Below are 18298 nucleotides of genomic sequence, written 5' to 3'. Positions count from 1 at the left end.
CGCGGCAGCTGTGGCGGGTGAATAACAGATCATCAAGGCTGGGCAGATCGGGTGTCATGCATGTCTCTCCTGTCGCTGGCCGGCGGGCCTTACTGCTGCCCGGCGAAATAGGCGATGGCGGCAATCACGATGGCGGCGGCCAGCGCGGCGGCTCCGATTTTGACCGCAGAATAGGGCCGTTCGCCCTGCACCCGCCCGGATTGCCCGTTGATTACAAACCGATAGGTCTTGCCGCGGTATTTATAGGCCGCCAGCCAGACCGGCAGCAGGATGTGTTTAAAGGTCACCTCTGAAACCTGAGTGTCAATATTGCCGATCCGCTGGCGGTCGCCGCCGATGTCAAATCGCACATCACGCTCAATCACCCGGTCCATCTTTTGGCCCGCTTCGGCGAAACCGGTTTCCAGATCCACGGTGTAAGCCTCGGCCCGGAAACCCGCCAGGTATTGCGGCTGGTACGGTTCCAGCTGAGACAGATCCCAGGGTTCCAGTGCCTCGGTATAGCGTTTGGGCAGGCTGTTGGAGGCCAGTACCAGAACATCGTCAAAGAACCTCTGCACCCGGCCAGACACCGGCGTCCAGCGCACCTTGGACACCTTCCGGGTCTTGGTCTCACCATCCTGCTGGTAGGTCTCGGTCACGTAATAAACCGTGCCGCGCTGACCGGAGTAGCGGCTGCGGGTCTGGGCGTCATAGGTCCAGTAGGGCACATAGATACCCTGCATCCGCCGCCCCTTGCGGGCGTATTCCCTCAGGCCGCTAGGCGCAAACCACAGGCCGCCCAGCCAGTCGGTCATTGCCTTATGCGCGGCGCGCTCGGGTATTGCAAAGGGCAGCACGCCCTTGGGTTTGATATGCCTGCTTTCGCCGGTTCCAGTGACCACCGGTGTGGCGCAGAACGGGCATTCCTTGGCATGGGTGTCGGGGTCAAACTCAACCTGTGCTGCGCAATTGGGGCAGGTGGAAACGCGGGTCACTTCGATCTCCGCCTCTGGCAGCCGGTCTGCGGCGGCGGCGGCGAAGTCCAGTTCCTGAAGCGCAGTCCCTTTCCATGGCCCGCTGCGGATGCTTTCGGAATGCCCGCAGTGGCCGCAGGTCAGGGGGCCCGCGGCCGGGTCATAGGAGTAGTCCGCACCGCATTGTTCACAAGGGAAGCGATGAGTTTCTTCCTCGGTGGCGGGCATGGTTTCAGCGGGCGGCGGCGGGGGCATCGTCACGTGCGGCAACCTGTCAGGTAAAGGGGCAGGGGATGGGGCGGGCAGCAAACCGCTTGGGGGGTGCTGCCCCGGCGCGGCGTTATCCGGCAGGTGGCGGTGGCGGGGGAGGCGGCGGCAGGATGGTGAACAGCTGCGCCAGTTCCATCACGTCGCCGGCCCGCTTCCAGCCATCCTGGCCCGGGGTCCAGACATGGCTTTCCCGCGTCAGCGTGCCGTCCTGCGCCATCCGTCCCATTCTTGCTTTTGAGTAGGGGCCGGAGGTCTGTCCGTCCGCTGCAATGTGCCAGACATGCTCGACCGGCGGCGGGGGCGGGGCAACAGGTGCGGCCTGCGGGGCTGCGGCAGGCGCTGCCGGTGCGGCTGCAGCGGGGGCGGGGCGGGCGCCCCAGGGGCCTGCGGGCTGACCCGCTGCCCCGTTGCCGAACTGGTTGCCCATCTGCTGGGCCATCGCGAACCCCATGCCCATACCCATGCCAGCACCCATGCCGCTGTTCGGGGTTTGCGCTGCAGCGGTCATTGCTTCGGCAGCGGAGAACTGGGTGTAGCGGCCAAGATCACCCAAAACGCCCATCTGGGTGCGCTTGTCCATCGCCTCTTCCACCGCGGGCGGCAGCGAGATGTTTTCAATGTAAAGCTCAGGGATCATCAGGCCGTATTCGGCGATTGTGCCAGAGATCTCAGCCGCTACCAGCTTGCCCAGGTCCGCGGTATTGGCGGCCATGTCCAGTACCGGAATGCCGGAGCCAGCGACCACGCGGGAGAACTCCTGCACGATGATGTTGCGGATCTGATAGGAGATCTCGTCCATGGTGAATTCACCATCGGTGCCGACGATCTCGGTCAGGAACCGCGCCGGGTCAGCGACCCGCACGGTATAGCTGCCAAAGGCCCGCAGCCGCACCGGGCCGAACTCCGGATCGCGGCAGATGATCGGGTTCTTGGTCCCCCATTTCAGATCGCTGAACCGGGTGGTGTCGACAAAATAGACTTCCGATTTAAACGGCGACTGGAACGCGTGGTCCCAGTGTTGCAGTGTTGTCATCACCGGCATGTTGTTGGTCTCAAGCATGTAAAGACCGGGTGTGAACACATCCGCCAGCTGGCCCTCATGCACAAATACCGCTGCCTGGCCCTCGCGCACCGTCAGCTTGGCGCCGTATTTAATCTCATGGCCTTCGCGCTCAAACCGCCAGACCATGGTGTCATGGGTGTCATCCACCCAATGGATGACGTCAATGAATTCGCCTTTGAGAAAATCGAAAATACCCATCTGTCAGGTCCTCTTTCTTTGCTGGCCTACAGCTCCTGGCCCATCGCCTCGCGGGCGAGAATGCGGATCACGGGACGGGCCTCGCCGGCGCCCATCCCCGTTTTCAGTCTTGGATCATACAGCATCTGCAGCAGTTTTTCGTCAAAGCTGGTCAGCAGCGCAAATTCGTCGTCGTCGTTAAAGATCGAGGGCCGCGCCCGCGGGCTGTCATTCCTGAGACCCAGCCCTTGCGCGACTTCCTCATGCACGCAGCTTTTGCGTACCAGATCGGGATGCTCGGCCCGGATCAGCGCCACGCCGCGGGTGTAGGACAGCGGGTCGCTCTGCGGCCCGCCGGCAACCACAAGGCAGTAAAAATTGCGGGGCGGGGCTGCCAGCAGCGACAGGTCTTTGGCGCTGATCGAAGGCAACAGCTCGCGCACCCGCTCAGCGACAAAGGCGCTGTCATCCAGGCTGGCAAAGATCACGTGAAAGTTCGCCCGGGACGCCACCGTGCTGACCGGGTGCCTGGTGATGCGGGCCAGCCGTGCCGCATAGGCGGTGACTGTGTCCTTGTCCGCCGCCCGCTGGGCCGCCGGCACCGAGGGGCCGAATTCGGCAGCGATCCGGACCGGCCCGGCCCAACGGCCCAAGCCGCCGGAAATGCCCGATCCGCCGTATTCGTCATAAAACGCCAGCGCCTCGAAACTTTCAGCCAGGTCCTCGGCATCATAGGGCGTGTCCGGGCCGCCGCCATCGGTGCGCAGCAGCCCGCGGGTCAGCAGGTCGCGTTGCAGGGCGTTATAATAATAAGCCAGCTGGGCGCTGTCGGAAGAGGGTTTGTAGACCGCAGGTTCAGGCACTGCGGGTCGGGCCTGCGGCACCAGCGATTCTGCTTGGTCGAAGGGCAGGCAGGCAGACAGCGCGGTCAGCCCGGCAACTACCGCCCCGCTTGTCCAAACGGATCTGAATGCCTGCACGCCTGCCACTCCGCTCAGGTCGGCACAGCGGTGCCGGCGTTATCGCCAACCCCATCGCGGCGCGACTTGGCAGAGGCCAGCGTATCGCGCAGATCAGCTTCCATCTTCTGCAGATCGGCCTCGGCAGCGGCGCGTTTGGCTTTGCCTTCGTCAGCAATCCGCAGGCTGTCCTGAATGGTGCCGATCAGATCGGCGTTGGCCTGCTTTACCGCTTCGATGTCAAAGACGCCGCGCTCCATCTCCTGCCGGATCATCTCGTTCGATTGGCGCAGATTGGCGGCGTTGGACTTCAGCAATTCGTTGGTCAGGTCATTGGCATCGCGCACCGCCGCTGCCGCCTGGGCCGAACGCTGGATGGTCAGCGCCTGGGCCAGCTGGGTCTCCCACAGGGGCACGGTGTTCACCAGGGTCGAATTGATCTTGGTGACCAGCGACTTGTCGTTCTCCTGCACCAGCCGGATCGAGGGCAACGATTGCATGGTGACCTGGCGGGTCAGTTTCAGGTCATGCACCCGGCGTTCCAGATCATCGCGGGCGGCGCGCAGGTCGCGCAGCTCCTGCGCCTTCATCACCTGATCATCTTCGGGTGCTGCCTGCACTTCGGCTTCCTTAGCGGGGATATCTTCGGCGTCGAGCTTGGCCAGCATGGCCTCGCCCGCGGCGATGTACAGCGCCAGCTCGTCATAAAAGCTCAGCGTTTTCTCGTAGAGCATATCGAGAGATTTGATGTCTTTCAGCAGGGTGTGCTCGTGTCCCAGCAGGTCATCAGTGACCTTGTCGATCTGCCCCTGCACGGTTTCATACCGCGCGGTGAATTTGGCAAAAGGGGCTGCCTTGCCCAGCAGCCGCTCCCAGAACGTCGGCTTGCGGCGGATATCCAGTTCGGACACTGAAAAGCCGCGGATGGCGGTCACGATATTGCGTAAGGAATCGCCCGCAGGCCCCACGTCCTTGTTGCGCACATCGGCCAGCATCGCCTGGCTGATCGTCTGCAGCTCGCTTTGCGCGGCCGAGCCGAAATGGATGATCGAATTGGTGTCGCCCATGTCAATCTGATCCATCCGCACCCGGATCGCCTCGCTGGTAGGGGCGTCGGCCTGCGCCAGCGGCTGGATGTCTGCGGCGGGTTCGGGCAGTGTGATCGCCGTCACCTCATTGACCAGGGCCTCGGCTTGGGCGGCTTTCTGTTGCACGGCTTCGGACATGAACGGCTTCCTCGCTAATCAGTTTTGGTCCAGATGGACCCCTTCACGCTGCAAACGGTCGCGCAGCACATCAATTTCAATACTCAGATCCGCGCGGTCCTCGACCAGCATCTTGCGGGTGCGCGCGGCAAAATTCTGTTCCAGATCGTCCAGCAGCGCCAGATAATCGGTGCGGGCCTGGACGTCCTGGCTACGGGCATAGATATCGGCGAATTTCACCGTCGCGTCACGGGCGCCCTGCAAATACACAGTCAGATACTTGCGCGCTGCAGTCAGATCGCGCGGGTCTTCCTCCACCGTGCGGAACAGGTCGCGGGCGACAGATTGGAACTGCTCCACCCGCGCCTCAACCTTGCGGTCGCGGGAGCGCAGGGCGGCGTCTTTCATGGCGGTAAGATTCGCTTCGGCCTCGTCCACGGCGCGGGCCACCCGGGATTGCTGGAAATCGTCGACGCCCTCGGCACCCTTGTCCTGCAGCGGGTCGATCCCGAATGCGGTAATATGCAATCCAACCGTTGCGGCGCCATAGATGGCGGCAATCAAAATACCGGGTTCGGCCTTCCAGGCCGCCAGGGCCGCGCCTGTGCCTGCCAGCAAGGCGGCGGCGATCTTGCGGGGGAGGGCGGGTTTGCGGGCCACCTTGCGGGCACCAAAGGCGGCCTCGGCCTTCAGCCCTTCGCGCAGCAGGAAGGCGCCGACAGTCCACAGGCCTGCGCCTGCCAGCCCCAACGCCAGCCCTATTGCTCCGTCATTCAAGGACAAAAGCGTCAGGATCGCGGGCGGCACAAACATCAGGTTGGCGCGCATGCCAACAGGATCTACTTGCGCACTGCGAAAGGATTGCGCGGGCTTTGCGGGCTGCTGCGCGGGTTTTCCATCGGGGCTGTATTTGCCGCCGTAACGCTGTGCCATGGGATCAGCCCCCTACAATCCAGCCGGTGCTAAGGCCAAGCATCAGGATCAACAGGGCGGCATAGGCAAGTTTCTGCACGCAGGTCCCCCCAGAACGGCCAGCAAAGATTAACTGATTGGAAATCTAGGGGATAGCTGGCTCTGTTGCTAGGGGGAAGTCTGCGGGAAATGGCTCAGCGGCGGGGATTCTTGCCGATCGGACGCTTGCCGCCCCCGCGCTGAGCGTCCCCGCCGCCGCGGGGGGCCGACGGCTTGCCGGAGGGTTTGCCCGGTTTTCCTTGCGCGTTCTGTCCGGGTTTTCCACCCGGTTTGCCAGCTGGTCTGCCCATCGGTTTGCCGCCAGGCTTGCCTGCGGGTTTGCCGCCGCGCGAACGGGCCGGGCGGGCTTCGGGCTGTTCTTCTTCCGGAGCAAGCCCCAGCTGGTCGCGTACCACGCGCGAGCGCAGCTCCTCGACTGCACCGGGTTTCAACTCACCCAGCTGGAACGGACCGTATGAAATCCGCAGCAGCCGGTTCACGTTGAAACCGATATCCTCCATCGCGCGGCGGATCTCGCGGTTCTTACCCTCGCGCAGGCCCACGGTCAGCCAGGCATTGGCGCCTTGCTGGCGGTCCAAAGCAACGGTCATCGGCTGGAACCGTTCGCCCTCGATCACCAGACCCTTGCGCAGCGGGGCAAAATCCTCGTCCCTAGGGCGGCCATTGATCCGCACCCGGTAGCGGCGCAGCCAGCCGGTCGAGGGCAGCTCCAGCTTGCGTTTGATGCCGCCGTCGTTGGTCAGCAGCAGCAGGCCTTCGGAGTTGATATCAAGCCGCCCGACCGTCATCACCCGTGGCATGTCTTCGGGCAGCTCGTCAAAAATCGTCGTGCGGCCCTTTTCGTCGCTGTTCGAGGTGACCAGTCCGATCGGCTTGTAATACAGCCACATCCGCGGCGCCTCGGCCTCGGGCAGGGGCTTGCCATCGACGCTGATCCGGTCCGCGGCAGTCACGTTCAGCGCCGGGCTGTCGATCTTCTCGCCGTTCACCGACACGCGGCCTTCGGCGATCATCCGTTCCGCCTCCCGGCGCGAGGCGACACCTGCGCGCGACAAAACCTTGGCGATGCGGTCGCCGCCGGAGGGGGCGCCGTCGGCAGGGGCGGCAGCTGCAGCTTTGCGGGGCTGGGGTTTCGGGCCGGGTTTGCCCTTGGGGGATGCGGGTGCTTTGCTCATGTGCGTGCCATAGAGCATTCCGCCGCCTTGCGAAAGCGCGCAATCGCGGGCAGGAAGGGGCATGGCATTCAAATCGCATATGGACAAGGCGCTGGAGCAGGCGCGTGCCGCGGCAGACCGCGGCGAGGTGCCGGTCGGCGCCGTGCTGATCGCGCCGGACGGACAGGTCGCAGCATTGGCAGGCAACCGCACCCGCGAGCTGAACGATCCAACCGCCCATGCTGAGATCCTGACGATCCGCGCGGCCTGCGCGGCGCTGGGCCGCGAACGGCTGACCGGCTTTGATCTATATGTGACGCTGGAGCCCTGCGCGATGTGTGCCGCCGCCATCGCCGCTGCCCGCATCCGCCGAGTCTACTATGGCGCGTCCGATCCCAAGTCCGGCGGTGTGGCACACGGCGCATGCGTGTTCTCCCATCCACAGGCGCACCACGCGCCTGAAGTCTATGACGGCATTGCAGAAGGTGATTCCAGCGCACTGCTCAGGGATTTCTTCGCGGGCAAACGCTAAGCAGAAAACGATAATTTTCCGCCCGTCTTTTGGCGATTGTAAAATTAGGTCACTTGTCCTATTTGTGGTGTAGGTCAATTGCCCTAGAGGTTTGGATGACGCAGGAAACAACCAGAGACCGGATTGCAGAAGCCGCCGATCAGCTGTTCTATGAACGCGGGTTCGAGGCAACATCATTCGCGGATATCGCCACTGCGGTTGGCATCTCGCGCGGAAATTTCTACTATCATTTCAAGGCCAAGGACGAGATCCTTGAAGCGGTGATCGCGCGCCGCATGGCCAGTACCCGCACCAAGCTGAAGAATTGGCAGGCGGAGGGCAGCAGCCCTGGGCAGCGGATTGCCTGCTTTATCCGCATCCTGATCGCCAATCAGGCCAAGATCACCCTCTACGGCTGCCCGGTTGGCACGCTGGTGGCGGAACTGGGCAAATTGGACCACGCCGCCCGGGAACAGGCCAATGCCATTTTCACCCTGTTCCGCGATTGGCTGTGCCGCCAGTTTGAGGAGTCGGGCTGCGGCGAAGCGGCGGACTCCCTGGCCATGCACCTGCTGGCCCGCAGCCAGGGAGCGGCAACGCTGGCGCAGGCGTTTGGCGACGTGGAATTCATCAATAGAGAAGTGGCGCTGATGCTGGATTGGCTCGGCGATCAGCTGCCAGGGGATCACCCTGCCTAACACTCATCACAGGAGACACGCATGTATTTTATTTTGCTTTCATTTGCGGCGCAGAAGGATCGCCTGGCCGAGTTTCTGGAGGGCCACAAGGCCTGGCTGCAACAGGGGTTCGAGGACGGGGTGTTCCTTGCTGCCGGGTCCATGACCGATGGCGAAGGCGGCGCGATCCTTGCCGTGGGCGAAGGCGAAGAGGAACTGGCCGCCCGCGTCGCGCAGGATCCTTTTGTGACCGGCGGCGTGGTGGAGCCGGAAATCATCGGCGTGGCGCCCACCATGATGGACCCCCGGCTTGACTTCCTGCGGGGCGGGGAATGAGCGGCACCATCACCGCCGCCGACGGCCATCCCCGCTGCGCCTGGAGCGCCTCGGCGCCCGATTTCCTGCGTTACCACGACGAAGAATGGGGGTATCCGGTCGGCGGCGACATAAGGCTGTTTGAGAAGGTCTGCCTGGAAAGCTTCCAGTCCGGCCTCAGCTGGCGCACCATCCTGGACAAGCGCGAGAACTTCCGCGCCGCCTTTGCCGGCTTTGACTTCAATGAAATGGCCAAGTTCGGCGAACGGGACGTGGAGCGGCTGCTGCAGGACAAGGGCATCATCCGCCACCGCGGCAAAATTGAAGCGGTGATCAACAACGCTGCCCGCGCCCAGGAGCTGGTGGCTGAGGCCGGCTCGCTTGCGGCGTTTTTCTGGAGTTTCGAGCCAAGACCGGAAAATCTTCCGGAACCGCAGACCGCCTCAACCAGTCCCGATTCTGTGGCCCTGTCCAAGGCACTGAAAAAGCGCGGCTGGAAATTTGTCGGCCCGACGACTGCCTTTGCCTTTATGCAGGCGATGGGTCTGATCAACGACCACGCCAACGGCTGTATCTGCCGGGAGAAAGCGGCCGAGGCGAGAAAGACCTTTACCGCGCCAGGGCTGGAAACGTCTGACTGACGGCATCTGAGTGAAGCGCAACCGCGCCGGGCCGCAGGCCCGGCGCCCGGCCCAACGGGCGCGGGTCCGCCCTGCGGATCCTGCAACGGGCGGGAGTGCCCCGGTGCGACCCAAAGCGGTTACAGCTCGATTGCTTTCATGACCTCCGGTTCAATGACCTCGACCCCCGGCAGCCCCTCGATCAGATCCGATGCGTCCTGCTCCAGGATTGGGAAGGTTTTGTAATGGCAGGGGATCACCGTCTTGAAGCTGAAATAGCGCTTGGCCGCATAGGCGGCTTGTTTCATGTCCATGGTGAAATGCCCGCCTGCAGACAGGATACCGATATCGGGTTTGTAGTATTCCCCCATCCAGTCCATGTCGGCCATAATCGCAGTGTCGCCGGACAGGTACACTGTCGTGCCCTCTGCCATCAGCATGTAGCCCACTTCCGACCCGCCGGTGCGCAGGCCGTCCTGCGTGTTGAAGGTGGAGCTGTGCGAGGCGGGCACCATCGCAACCTTCACCCCGCCCAGATCCACCGTACCGCCCTTGTTGAAACCCACGGTCTCAACCCCTTCGGTTTCGCCCCACAGCCCCATCAGGTCGTATTGCCCGATCACCGGCACCTCCAGCCGTTTTGCCAGCGGCAGCACATCCACCACATGGTCGAAATGCACATGGGTCAGCAGGATATGGGTGGCGCCTGTAATGGCGGCGTCATGCTGATCCTCCGGCAAAACCGGATTGCCGCTGAGCCAAGGGTCCACCAGCAGCACCTGGCCGCCTGTTTCGATGCGGAACGATCCGTGTCCCAGCCAAATGATCTTCATCTCAAATCTCCTCCCGTGGCTTTTGGCCGAAGCCTAACAGGCTTGCTGCGAAATGGAATTGAAGCCTGCGGAAAGTTTGCCCGCCCGCCGGGCAGGTCAGGCCAGGATGCAGCGAAGGACCCTTGCAGGCTTGCAGGCGGGGCGGTGCGGCGGTAAATGCCTCAGTAACACCAGATGAGGGTTCCCATGTCGATTGACCAAAGCACCGCCGCCAAGGTGGCCAAACTGGCCCGGATCAAGGTTGAAGACGCAGCACTTCCGGCGCTGGCGGACGAGTTCAACACGATCCTGGGCTTCATCGAACAGCTGAACGAAGTGGATGTTGACGGCGTCGAGCCGATGACCTCGGTCACCCCGCAGCGCCTCAAGCGCCGGGTGGATGAAGTCACCGATGGCAGCCAGCAGGACAAGGTGCTGGCCAATGCCCCCGATGCCCGCGAAGGCTTCTTCGCAGTGCCCAAAGTGGTGGAGTAAGAGACATGAGCGATCTGAATAAACTGGGCCTGGCAGAGGCCCGCGACGCGCTGCGCAAGGGCGATACCACCTCTGTTGAGCTGACCGAAGCCTGCCTCAAGGCGATTGACGCCGCAGATGCGCTGAACGCATTTGTGCACAAGACTCCGGAGATTGCGCTGGACCGCGCCAAGGCGGCAGACGAGCGCCTCAAGGCGGGGAATGCCCCTTCCATGTGCGGCCTGCCGGTCGGCATCAAGGATCTGTTCTGCACCAAAGGTGTGCCGTCGCAGGCGGCCTCGGGGATTCTGGAAGGCTTCAAGCCGGAATATGAATCCACTGTCTCGCAAAAGCTGGCTGATGCCGGTTCCGTAATGCTCGGCAAGCTGAACATGGACGAATTCGCCATGGGATCGTCCAACGAGACCTCGGTTTACGGCAATGCGGTCAGCCCCTGGCGCCGCGGCAATGACGAGGCCCAGCTGACGCCCGGCGGCTCCTCCGGCGGTTCGGCCTCGGCTGTGGCAGCAGACCTTTGCCTGGCAGCAACCGGCACCGACACCGGCGGCTCGATCCGCCAGCCTGCCGCCTTTACCGGCACTGTCGGCATCAAGCCGACCTATGGCCGCTGCTCGCGCTGGGGTATTGTTGCCTTTGCCTCCTCGCTGGATCAGGCCGGGCCGATGACCAAATCGGTGCGCGACGCGGCGATCATGCTGGAAGCCATGTGCGGCTATGATCCCAAGGATTCGACCAGCGCCGAACTGGCGGTGCCGGATTTCGAGGCGATGCTGACCGGCGACATCAAGGGCAAGAAAATCGGTATCCCCAAGGAATACCGGATGGATGGCATGCCGGGCGAGATTGAAAAGCTGTGGTCTGAAGGTGCTGAAATGCTGAAGGCCGCTGGCGCCGAGATCGTGGATATCTCGCTGCCGCACACCAAATACGCGCTGCCTGCCTATTATGTGATTGCCCCGGCAGAAGCGTCCTCGAACCTGGCGCGCTACGACGGTGTCCGCTATGGCCAGCGCGCCGCGCTGGAGGCTGGCGACGGCATCACCGAGATGTACGAAAAGACCCGCGCCGAAGGTTTTGGTCCCGAGGTGCAGCGCCGGGTGATGGTTGGCACCTATGTGCTGTCGGCAGGCTTCTATGACGCCTATTACAACCGCGCCCGCCGCGTCCGCACTCTGATCAAAAAGGACTTCGAGGACGTCTTTGCCGCTGGCGTCGATGCGATCCTGACCCCGGCAACCCCGTCGGCGGCCTTTGGTCTCGGCGAGATGACGGATGCGGACCCGGTGCAGATGTACCTGAACGACGTCTTCACCGTCACCGTGAACCTGGCAGGCCTGCCGGGGATTGCGGTGCCCGCGGGGCTGGACAGCCAGGGCCTGCCGCTGGGTCTGCAGCTGATCGGCAAGCCCTGGGATGAGGGCGATCTGCTGAACACTGCCTATGCGCTGGAGAATGCTGCAGGCTTTGTAGCCAAGCCGCAGCAATGGTGGTAATGCTCTGCTCAATGAGTTGAGCAGAACTGACAGGTAACCCCATGCGCGCATTCGCATCTTACGCCGCTGCAGGCAGCCTTCTGGTTATGGCTGCCTGTTCCCCTCAGGTCCCCGACAGTGCCGCAAACGTCGGCATTGACGGCGATCCGTTTGCACCGCCACCCGCCGCGGGCACCACAATTACAGGGGCGCCGCTGGTGCCGCCTGCACGGGTCTCGACCGAACCCTATCAGGTAAGCCCGGCGCCGCGCAGCCCAGGGTCGGTTGCGGCGGCAGGCACGTTCTCCTCGTCTGTGCCGGCCGCTGGCAGCGATGCCGATATTGCCCGCGAAACGGCTGCGGCCCTTGCCGCTTCACAGTCGAATTCCGGGATCGCGCCGCTGCAGGCCAGCCCCTCCAACCCGGCGCCGCAGCCGGGCGGGAATGCCAGTATTTCGGATGAGAACGACTTCCAGGCGGTTTCCTCCCGTCAGTCGATCGAAAGCGATGCCGCCCGGCTGGAGCGCCAGCGGGCGCAATACCAGCAGGTGCAGCCGGTTGCCGTGCCGCAGCGGACCGATACTGCCAGTCCCAACATCGTGCGTTACGCGCTGAGCACCAGCAACCCCAAGGGTGCCCGTCTCTACAGCCGTGCGGGCATTAACCTGCAGGCCCGCAGCAAGCGCAACTGCGCCGAGTTTGCCTCATCTGATCAGGCCCAGACCGCCTTCCTTGACGCAGGCGGCCCGCAGCGGGACCGCAAGGCACTGGATCCGGACGGCGACGGCTTTGCCTGCGGCTGGGACCCGGCACCGTACCGGCAGGCCGTCCAGAACTGATGGCGCCGGATCAGCGCGGGCCTGATCATCCGGGCGCCATCTGGCACCCCAGCCCGAATTCCGGGCCGCGCAGGGACGGTCTGACGCCGTCCCTGATTGTGTTGCATTACACCGCGATGAAAAGCGCACAGGCCGCACTGGAACGGCTCTGCGACCCGGTTGCCGAGGTTTCCGCCCACTACCTGATCGGAGCGGACGGCACCCTCTGGCAACTGGTGGCCGAGGCAGACCGCGCCTGGCATGCCGGGGCAGGGGAGTGGTGCGGCCAGGCGGATATAAACTCCCGCTCCATCGGCATCGAACTGGACAATCGCGGCAATCACCCCTTCAGCGCGCCGCAGATGGCGGTGCTGGAAGATCTGATGCAGGGTATCATGCAGCGCTGGTCTATCGCTCCGGCCGGGGTCATCGGCCATTCCTGCATGGCGCCGGGGCGCAAGGCCGACCCCGGCCCGCGGTTCGACTGGGCCCGGCTGGCCCGCCAGGGATTGGCTGAAGACGCAGGAAACGGCGAGAGGCCGCAAACCCGGACGTTTGATCACTTCCGCAAGGCCGCCCGCAAGGCCGGCTTCACAGCGCCGGCGGATGACGAAGCGCTGCTGGCCGCTGTCCGCTTGCGTTTCCGGCCTTGGGCGCGCGGGCCGCTCTCGCCTGAGGATTTTATTCCGCTTGGCCGGGGTGGCCTCTGAACATGATGTTCAGCGAGGCTCTGCCTCGCGCTCCGGGATATTTCCGGCCAGATGAACAGGGGGATCCTGTATTCTTCTGGCTGCCAATATCTACCGTGGACCTTTGGTCAACATCCTGGCGCGACGATAGCAAGGGCATTGAGCGTGGAGACACCAAATATCGGAATGCTCAATGCCCTTGCTGATTCAGCGAAGCAGCCGTTTGAGTAAAACGCGGCGAAAGCTGGCGGAGAGCCCACAGCAGAGCTGTCAAAATCATGCTGCGCGCGCACGCAACACGCTGATGCGCTGCGCCGCAGAGATTCTCCCTCCGCATTGCAGAAGGAAAAGCGGTCTTTCCTGCAGTACAGGGCGGATCCGTCTGTGGCGTTGCAACTGATTGAGCATCGCACAGCGGTTCTAAAGGCGGAAATACCGCACATAGTGATCATCCTGGAGTACTCTGCCTATTTGGTTAGACGGGTTCCGTCCAATGACACTGCGGCAGCAAACAGGATTCTCGGCGTATCGCCGCTCTTTGATAGCCCGAAGTGTTTTAGGGTCAGGACCCACGCAGCATCTATTTGGGCAGGAAAGCCTGAAAACCTTTGAAATCCGTGCAGGCAGGCAGCTAGCAGACAGCAACTGTCTCATTTGCATGCTCGATGAGACAATTTTTCCGTCTCGAAAGAGAGTTCGGCCCTAGCGCTTTCTAAGCACGTTGAATGCAGCAATACTTTCCCCGGCCACCCAGCAATAGACAGACGCAGCCGGCCGCGGGCAGATCCGCAAACCGGCCGTCCCATAGTACTTGACGGAGAACCCGGAAATTGACGACAGCTTACAAGGACCAAGCCGCGGCAATCGACAGGCGCGCAGGCGCGCTGTTCAAAACGGCACCAGGGGTCATGTCACCCTACAGCCAGCTTGTGAAAGCGGCTTCAGCTGAGGCGGCGCTGAGCAGCAAAACCAAGGAATTGATGGCGTTTTCGATCTCTATTGCTATCCGCTGCGAGGATTGCATCCTGTTCCACCTTCGCGCTGCGCTGAAGCATGGGGCCAGCCGGGAAGAGGTGGTCGAGGCGATCTCTGTTGCGGTCGAAATGGGCGGCGGGCCGTCAGTGGTTTACGGCGGACGGGCTTTGGAAGCGCTGGAAGGCTTGCTTTGACTGTCGTCCGGGTTTGACCAGGTTGGACACAGAGCATGATTTCAGCGAAACTCGCCTGACAATCGGTAAGCAACGGAAAGGCTGAAGAACAGGAGGTGCAAGAAATGTCCGCTTTTTTGGACAGGACATCCGTGGACAAGCTGATCCGGTCCTCACGGGAGCGGAGCCAATCCAAGCACAGCCTGACGTCAAGCACCAGAAACCCGATCCTGCGGCTGCAGGCCGACGAAATCATCCACCGCAATGAGAGGTTTCTGGATCAAGCTGGCGGGGCGGCGGCAGAGGTAGACAAATCCGCTCTGCTGCCCAGCCGCTCTAGGTATTGCTTGCTGATCACTGATGCAGACGGAATTGTAATTGAATCCTATGCGCCTGAGGGGGTGGAGGCGGAATTTCAAAGAAGCGGCCTTGTCAGAGGGGCGGTATGGGATGAGCGTGTTGCAGGCACCAATGGGATCGCGATGGCGATGCAGTCCGGCCGGGTCCTGACGGTACGCGGAGGCGAGCATTTTTACGATTGCTTTCACCAGCTCAGCTGCAGCTCAGCGCCGCTGACCGATGCCCAGAACAACCTGATCGGAACAATAACGCTGGTGGGATCTCTGCATCGGCGTCCCGAGGAACACGCCTTGTGCGAGCAGGTCGTGCGGCGAGCCTCCCGTCAGTTTCAAACACGCCTGTTTCGCAATTTTCACGCGGACAAGCTCACCGGGCGCGTGTTGTCGCAGGACTTGGAGCAGAACCGCATCTTTGAAACCCTGGTGGCCTGCGATGAAGACGGTGTCATCATCTCGCACCTGCCGCTCTGGCGCGATGCCGCACGGCCGACCGAACACCAGGGTCTTGCAGGGCGTTACATTTCCGATTTGAAAAACCTTAAAATCAGCCTGCGCGGGCCGGCTGTGGTTCCGCCCAAGCGCAAGGTGCTGCACCCCGATAAGCCGCGCCTTCCTGCGCGGATCGGCAAGGACGCCACACTGGGGCGGCTGATTGCGGAGGGCGGCGGCTTGCCGGTCTTGGCGGAGCGGGCCCGCAAACTGGTGGCGCACCGGGTGCCATTGCTGATTTGCGGCGCGCCTGGCACAGGGGCCGGACGGTTTGCCCGGGCGCTTTTGGAAGACCAGAACCTCGACACTCCAATGACGCTCACCCTCGACGCGGCCCATAGCGGCACCGAAAGCGATCTCGCAGAGGCACTGAAAAGCCTGGACTTCCTCAGCGATTACCCGGTTTGCGACATAGCTCCGACATTGATCCTGAAGAATGTCGAAACTCTGTCGGCAGAAGCGCAAGCAGTCCTCGAACGCTATCTTGACAGCAGCCGGGCAGACAGCGGCTCAAAGGCGCATCCTCCGGTGGTGCTGTTCACCGCGGGCAAACCGTGGCTGCAGCTTGAGAGTGACGAGGGCATTCCCAGGAACCTCTTGTATCTTCTGGCACAGTCAGTTGTTGAACTGCCGCCGGTTACCGAGCGGGATTGCGAGACGGTGCTGGCCAATGTCATCGCGGAGAGTTTTGATACTGCCATCGAGATCGCTGAAAACGCCCTGGATGTGCTGACCGGTTACCATTGGCCAGGCAACAGGCGGGAAATGCTGGCTGTTCTGCGCGAAGCGGTGATTTGCGGCAACGGCAGGCGGATCAATGTGACCGACCTGCCGGCACGCTTGCTGGCGCCGCGGGAGGAAAGTTCCAAAGCGCTGACGCGGGCGTCGCTGCGGGACGCGTTGGACAGCACCAACTGGAACGTGACAAAGGCCGCGCGCCTGCTGGGCAAGAGCCGCGCAACGCTCAACCGCTGGATTGCCTCGGAAGGGCTGCAGCGTCCGGAATAGTTTCTTGGACCTGCACCCGATCAACCAAGTGCGCCCAGGAACCCGGCAAAGCAGCGTGCCTTGATGTCGATCAGGAACCCGGTGCGAACAGGTCTTCAACCCTTCTGAAATCACGCTACGGCGAAGGCGCTGGCCGTATCGGACAGGCGCGAGATCGCCGCGGAAATTGCGAAGACCATTATGCCAAGCACTACCGCTTTGCGCCACGAGATGCGGAATTTAGGCGGGATACGGTCAGCAATCACAATCAATGGCAGAGCCATTGCGTAAATGGCAAACTGACATAGCTCCAACCCCATCGCGAAAGAGATCAGAACCAGAGGATCAAACTGGCCTGTGAAAAGCGCTTCGGACGCCGAAGCGGCAAAACCGTAACCATGAAACAATCCGACAATCAGAAGGCTTGCCCAGCCGAATGCACGGCCCTGCCGCAGGAAAACGGCGGCGCAGGCGTAGATGATAGACAAGATGATCGCAGTTTCGACCACCGGCACGAACCAGGACGCTGACGGTGCAAAACCGTAAAGGCCGGCCACAAGGGTGGTCATATGCCCGACAGTGAAGGCTGAGGCCCAGGACAGTGCCTGACGCCAGTGCTGTGCCGCGATGGCGATCAGGATGATCAAGGCCAGGTGATCGGGCCCGCGATAAATATGCTCGGCCCCTGACTTGGCGGTGTCCAGCAGGATCTTGGTTGTCGTCGGCAAGGCTGGAAAGGACACTTGCAGCACGCCCATTGTCGCCCTTGTTTCGATGCCTGTTTCCCGGTGCAGTTTTGTCACTGTCCCGAGACTCTCCATCACACGAAAATTCCGGCCAAGCTGGGAGTCCAGGCGTATTTCCTGCGCCAGGATGCCGGAGGGTACGGAGATCATAACATCAAGCGTGAGATCGAAATAAGGCAGCGGTGTCTCGCGGTCTTTGCTGTACGGTGCCTCATAGGCAGATAGCGCGGACTTGAGGGTGCCAAAGGAGGGCCGTGCGCTGTCTTCCCAGAACCTGAACTTCTCGACCCGGGTTTCCTGGCGTTGCCCCGAGACCCATAGCGTCACAACATCGCGCAGCCGCAGTTTCACCGCCTCATCTGACTTTGCGATGGCAGCGGTGTCAAGAACCGGCTCACCGTTCATTTCGGCAGCAAAAGGAGGAAGCCGAACCTCGTCTCTGCCTTGCCAGTCATCGGGCAAGAGCGCCAGGGGCGCGGGCATGCGGATCAGGATGATCGCCCGATCATTGCCTTGCGCCGCGATATGGATGATGCGCGGATCAGCGTGGCTGAAATGCGCACGGGCACCCTGAGGGCCGCAGAAAAGCACGGCAAGCGACAGTAAGGCGATAAACAGGCTTTTTCGGAATGGAACGATCCCGGAAAATCTTGGCTCCGTCATATCAAATTCCCCCATCTTCCGGACCCCTGATGTCGAATGCAGAAGTCCGGATTGTTGTGATTTCCTGGTTTTCAGGAACGCGGGTCCCAAAGACGGCTATCGCCCCTTTGGTCGAATGCGATGCCGTCGGGATGGCTTACAATTTCCATCTGCATGCCCCAAGGCGACAGGAAATACACCCATTCCAGGCCTTCCAGTTCCGTTCCGGGCAGCGGGTGGGGCGCCTCCAGGACCTGAACACCGTTGTCGCGCAGGTATTGCGTCGCCGTTTTGATATCGTCGACATAGAGCGCGATATGATAGCCGCCGATGTCGCTGTTCTTCGGCGGGGTCTTGTTCTGATCCGGAGCAGTGTATTTGAACACCTCGAATGCAGGGCCGTTGCCACAGCGCACCATTGTGATGATGTCGATCACGGCACTGGCGTCGACATTGAGATTCTTGGTCATCCAGTCATCCTCGAACGGGCCGAACGGACCGAACGAAAAGAATGACTCACAGCCCAGCACGTCGACGAGGAATTCCACCGCCTCGTCAACATCCGGCACCGTAATTCCGATATGTTGCGTGCCGCGCATGCCGGGCATCTGGGCCACAGCCGCGGCCGGTATGCTCAAGCCCAGCAGGGTCATAAGGGTGATACTTTTCAGTTTTCCGAACATGTCGATTTCCTTCTGTTTTGTCGCCGCTTCGGGGGCGTATAGGAAACTCCCGAAGCGGCAGGGGCAGCCCGCCTCGAAA

Annotated in this window: 19 protein-coding genes; 10 read left to right on the top strand and 9 right to left on the bottom strand. The window is 62.2% G+C overall.

Annotated features, from left to right (window positions below; all coding sequences use genetic code 11):
• Window positions 1–89: 89 nt before the first annotated feature.
• From K3555_RS11355 to K3555_RS11330, 6 genes are all read right to left on the bottom strand, one after another.
• A complete protein-coding gene (locus tag K3555_RS11355) occupies window positions 90–1211 on the bottom strand; it encodes a TFIIB-type zinc finger domain-containing protein (protein WP_260008535.1) in 1122 nt (373 codons plus the stop codon).
• An 85-nt stretch (window positions 1212–1296) separates the two neighbouring features.
• Window positions 1297–2487, bottom strand: a complete 1191-nt coding sequence (locus K3555_RS11350; protein ID WP_259984969.1) for an SPFH domain-containing protein — start codon at window positions 2485–2487, stop codon at window positions 1297–1299.
• 26 nt (window positions 2488–2513) lie between these two features.
• A complete protein-coding gene (locus tag K3555_RS11345; RefSeq protein ID WP_409201655.1) occupies window positions 2514–3446 on the bottom strand; it encodes a DUF2927 domain-containing protein in 933 nt (310 codons plus the stop codon).
• Window positions 3447–3460: 14 nt separating this feature from the next.
• The gene (locus K3555_RS11340; RefSeq protein WP_260005164.1) at window positions 3461–4651 is read right to left on the bottom strand and encodes a toxic anion resistance protein; all 1191 of its coding nucleotides are present in this window, start codon (window positions 4649–4651) and stop codon (window positions 3461–3463) included.
• Window positions 4652–4669: 18 nt separating this feature from the next.
• Window positions 4670–5563: a 5-bromo-4-chloroindolyl phosphate hydrolysis family protein gene (locus K3555_RS11335; RefSeq protein ID WP_260005163.1), complete on the bottom strand. Its 894-nt coding sequence runs from the start codon at window positions 5561–5563 to the stop codon at window positions 4670–4672.
• A gap of 173 nt (window positions 5564–5736) precedes the next feature.
• Complete coding sequence (locus K3555_RS11330; protein ID WP_260005162.1) at window positions 5737–6777, bottom strand: pseudouridine synthase; 1041 nt, start codon at window positions 6775–6777, stop codon at window positions 5737–5739.
• Window positions 6778–6838: 61 nt separating this feature from the next.
• On the opposite strand from K3555_RS11330, the gene K3555_RS11325 reads away from it, so the two are divergent.
• The 4 genes from K3555_RS11325 (at window position 6839) to K3555_RS11310 (ending at window position 8900) form a co-directional block, all read left to right on the top strand.
• Complete coding sequence (locus K3555_RS11325) at window positions 6839–7288, top strand: nucleoside deaminase (protein WP_260005161.1); 450 nt, start codon at window positions 6839–6841, stop codon at window positions 7286–7288.
• Window positions 7289–7383: 95 nt separating this feature from the next.
• Entirely contained in the window at window positions 7384–7965 is a 582-nt protein-coding gene (locus K3555_RS11320) for a TetR/AcrR family transcriptional regulator (protein WP_260005160.1), read from the top strand.
• 21 nt (window positions 7966–7986) lie between these two features.
• Window positions 7987–8280 carry a YciI family protein gene (locus K3555_RS11315; RefSeq protein WP_259984956.1) on the top strand — a complete coding sequence of 98 codons (294 nt, stop codon included), beginning with the start codon at window positions 7987–7989 and terminating at the stop codon, window positions 8278–8280.
• Window positions 8277–8900, top strand: coding sequence for a DNA-3-methyladenine glycosylase I (locus tag K3555_RS11310; protein WP_260005159.1), 624 nt, complete (start codon window positions 8277–8279; stop codon window positions 8898–8900). Before K3555_RS11315 ends, K3555_RS11310 begins: the two co-directional genes overlap by 4 nt.
• A gap of 119 nt (window positions 8901–9019) precedes the next feature.
• On the opposite strand, the gene K3555_RS11305 is transcribed toward K3555_RS11310, so the two are convergent.
• Complete coding sequence (locus K3555_RS11305; RefSeq protein WP_260005158.1) at window positions 9020–9712, bottom strand: metal-dependent hydrolase; 693 nt, start codon at window positions 9710–9712, stop codon at window positions 9020–9022.
• 186 nt (window positions 9713–9898) lie between these two features.
• Here K3555_RS11305 and gatC point away from each other — a divergent pair, with 186 nt between their 5' ends.
• From gatC to K3555_RS11275, 6 genes are all read left to right on the top strand, one after another.
• Window positions 9899–10186 carry an Asp-tRNA(Asn)/Glu-tRNA(Gln) amidotransferase subunit GatC gene (gatC, locus tag K3555_RS11300; protein ID WP_259984949.1) on the top strand — a complete coding sequence of 96 codons (288 nt, stop codon included), beginning with the start codon at window positions 9899–9901 and terminating at the stop codon, window positions 10184–10186.
• Window positions 10187–10191: 5 nt separating this feature from the next.
• Window positions 10192–11679: an Asp-tRNA(Asn)/Glu-tRNA(Gln) amidotransferase subunit GatA gene (gene gatA, locus K3555_RS11295; RefSeq protein ID WP_260005157.1), complete on the top strand. Its 1488-nt coding sequence runs from the start codon at window positions 10192–10194 to the stop codon at window positions 11677–11679.
• A 41-nt stretch (window positions 11680–11720) separates the two neighbouring features.
• Window positions 11721–12497, top strand: a complete 777-nt coding sequence (locus K3555_RS11290; RefSeq protein ID WP_259984945.1) for a hypothetical protein — start codon at window positions 11721–11723, stop codon at window positions 12495–12497.
• Complete coding sequence (locus tag K3555_RS11285) at window positions 12497–13186, top strand: N-acetylmuramoyl-L-alanine amidase (RefSeq protein ID WP_260005150.1); 690 nt, start codon at window positions 12497–12499, stop codon at window positions 13184–13186. Before K3555_RS11290 ends, K3555_RS11285 begins: the two co-directional genes overlap by 1 nt.
• A gap of 809 nt (window positions 13187–13995) precedes the next feature.
• On the top strand, window positions 13996–14334 hold the full coding sequence (locus K3555_RS11280) for a carboxymuconolactone decarboxylase family protein (RefSeq protein ID WP_260005142.1): 339 nt from the start codon (window positions 13996–13998) through the stop codon (window positions 14332–14334).
• 104 nt (window positions 14335–14438) lie between these two features.
• Entirely contained in the window at window positions 14439–16169 is a 1731-nt protein-coding gene (locus K3555_RS11275) for a sigma-54-dependent Fis family transcriptional regulator (RefSeq protein ID WP_260005141.1), read from the top strand.
• A gap of 110 nt (window positions 16170–16279) precedes the next feature.
• On the opposite strand, the gene K3555_RS11270 is transcribed toward K3555_RS11275, so the two are convergent.
• Together K3555_RS11270 and K3555_RS11265 are read right to left on the bottom strand one after the other, a co-directional pair.
• On the bottom strand, window positions 16280–17572 hold the full coding sequence (locus tag K3555_RS11270; RefSeq protein ID WP_260005132.1) for a HupE/UreJ family protein: 1293 nt from the start codon (window positions 17570–17572) through the stop codon (window positions 16280–16282).
• A 56-nt stretch (window positions 17573–17628) separates the two neighbouring features.
• The gene (locus K3555_RS11265; protein WP_260005130.1) at window positions 17629–18219 is read right to left on the bottom strand and encodes a VOC family protein; all 591 of its coding nucleotides are present in this window, start codon (window positions 18217–18219) and stop codon (window positions 17629–17631) included.
• Window positions 18220–18298 lie beyond the last annotated feature (79 nt).

It is taken from the genome of Leisingera sp. M527 (assembly GCF_025141525.1).
Lineage (GTDB): Bacteria > Pseudomonadota > Alphaproteobacteria > Rhodobacterales > Rhodobacteraceae > Leisingera.
The sequence above is the reverse complement of the archived record's forward strand: the minus strand, read 5'-3'. Positions and strand labels throughout refer to the sequence as shown.